At 75.8% G+C, this 2,121-nt stretch carries 3 protein-coding genes; all 3 read right to left on the bottom strand.

Annotated features, from left to right (window positions below; translation table 11 throughout):
• Positions 1-1,288, bottom strand: a 1,288-nt coding sequence (locus ACZJYS_RS24125) for a hypothetical protein (RefSeq protein WP_493180616.1), incomplete at its 3' end; no start/stop codon positions are given.
• 4 nt (positions 1,289-1,292) lie between these two features.
• Positions 1,293-1,748 carry a molybdenum cofactor biosynthesis protein MoaE gene (locus tag ACZJYS_RS24120; protein WP_493180615.1) on the bottom strand — a complete coding sequence of 152 codons (456 nt, stop codon included), beginning with the start codon at positions 1,746-1,748 and terminating at the stop codon, positions 1,293-1,295.
• 4 nt (positions 1,749-1,752) lie between these two features.
• A complete protein-coding gene (moaD, locus tag ACZJYS_RS24115; RefSeq protein ID WP_109517879.1) occupies positions 1,753-2,004 on the bottom strand; it encodes a molybdopterin converting factor subunit 1 in 252 nt (83 codons plus the stop codon).
• Positions 2,005-2,121: the final 117 nt, after the last annotated feature.

Here is a 2,121-nt window from a genome sequence, read left to right as displayed (position 1 = left end):
GCTTGGAGAGCGCGCCGGTGGCCAGCGCATTGCCCGAGACCGCGACCAGCAGCACCAGCACGAAGGCCAGGCGCAGCCGCCGCTCCGCCTCGGGCAGGGGGCCGCCGCGCCGGGCCAGCGCGCGCCAGAAGGCCAGCAGCCCCAGCGCGCCCAGCACCAGCACCACGCCCTGCGGCCAGAGGAAGGGCGCGGCGAGGCCCTCCAGCCGGTCCTGCGCCTGGGCGGCGGCGTCATGCGCCGCCACCTCGGCGGGCGGGAAGGCCTGGACGAGGCGCGGGCGGACCGAATCACCCAGTGCGTGGCGGCTCAGCGTGTCTCCCACCCCGGCCTTGAAGAGCTGCGCCGCGCCGTTGCCGAGCGCCGCCCAGCCCACGGCCAGGGGCTCGCGCCGCAGCGTCTCGGCCACGATGATCCGTGCCTCCTCCGCCAGCAGCACGCCGCCCAGGAAGCGGGGGCGGCCCTCGGCGTCGCGGTTCACCGGGCTGTCGGGGGTCCAGAGGAAGACGTCGCTGTCCGCCGGCAGGCGCCCGGCCCAGGCGCAGAGATACCAGCCCGATTGCGGGCAGCGTTCGGCGATGGTGCGCGCCGCCGGCCCGTCGCCGATCAGCCGCGCCAGCAGGAAGGTGGAGCCATAGGGCGAGAGGGAGAGCCGCCCATGCCCTACGGCGTTGCTGCCGAGCAGCAGCAGCACCGCCAGCCCGAGCGGCGCCGCCACCCGCAGCACCGGCCGCAGCGCCCGGGCGTAGAGCGCCGCCAGCACCAGCAGCGCGAAGGCCAGCGGCAGGTTGGACAGGTGCGCCGCGATGGCGAGCGCGCCGAGCAGCAGCAGGTAGAGCGCCTCGCCGCGGGACAGCGCGCCGGGCGGGGCGAAGCCCAGCAGGAACAGCGCCAGCACCGCCAGGGGGGTGAGGATGTCCGGCATCAGCAGCGCCGCCACCCAGGGCAGGGCGGTGAGGGTGGCGAGCGCGGCGCAGAGCAGCATGTGCGCGGCCGGCGTGGCGCCCGTGCCCTGCCCGGTGGCGCGCAGCACGCGCTGGGTCAGCCACAGCAGGTGCGAGAGCGCCAGCCCCTGCGCCAGCAGCGGCGCCCAGAGCGTCTGCTCCCAGTGGAACAGGTGCAGCAGCGGGCCGTAGATCCAGGGCTTGTCCCAGATCATCAGCGGCTCGATTGTCTGCGCCAGGAAGGCGCCGGTGTCGCTGAACAGCAGCGGGTAGCCGTTGAGGAAGGCGGGCCAGACCAGCAGCGGCACCGCCGCGAGGATGGCGGCGAGGCGCCCGGCCCGGCGCATGGCGCTAGCCGGCCTGCCGCCAGCGCTCGGCGGCGGCGTCGTCGCTGGCGCGGGCCTCCACCCAGCGCTCGCGCCCGTCGGCGAATTCCTCGCGCTTCCAGAAGGGGGCGCCGGTCTTCAGCCAGTCGATGAGGAAGGCGCAGGCCTCCAGCGCGGCGGTGCGGTGGGCGCTGGCGGCCAGCACCAGCACGATCGGCTCGCCGGGCAGGATGCGCCCCACGCGGTGGATGACGGTGCAGCCGGTGAGCGGCCAGCGCGATTCCGCCTCGGCGGCAATGCCGGCCAGCGCCCGCTCGGTCATGCCGGGGTAGTGCTCCAGCACCAGCGCCGCGATGCCGTCATCGGCGCGGCACAGGCCGGTGAAGGCGGCGATGCCGCCGACATCGACACGGCCCTCCGCCAGCGCCGCCTGCTCGGCCGCGATGTCGAAGGGTGCTTCCTGCACGCGGACCGTGGCCATGGCCTCAGCCGCCCGTCACGGGGGGGAAGAAGGCCACCTCGTCGCCCGGCCGCACCGGGTGGTCGGGCGGGCAGAATTCCTGGTTCACCGCGGCGCGGATCTGCCCCGGCTGGGCGAAGGCCGCCGCATGGCCCGGGCTGCGCGCCGCCAGCCAGCGCATCAGCCCCGCCACGTCCGCCACCTCGGCCGGCGGCTCCAGCGTCTCGGCGCCCTGGCCGACCTTCTGCCGGACCCAGGCGAAGTAGAGGATTTCCATGGCCATCAGCGCGGCGTCGGCACCTGGCGCACCGAGCCGTCCTGGCCCAGCAGCGTGGTGGTGGCCCCCTGCGGGATGGCGACGCCGGAGCCGCCGCCCGGCGAGTTGTAGGTGCTG

This window comes from Roseomonas sp. TS2 (assembly GCF_058833935.1).
The sequence above is the reverse complement of the archived record's forward strand: the minus strand, read 5'-3'. Positions and strand labels throughout refer to the sequence as shown.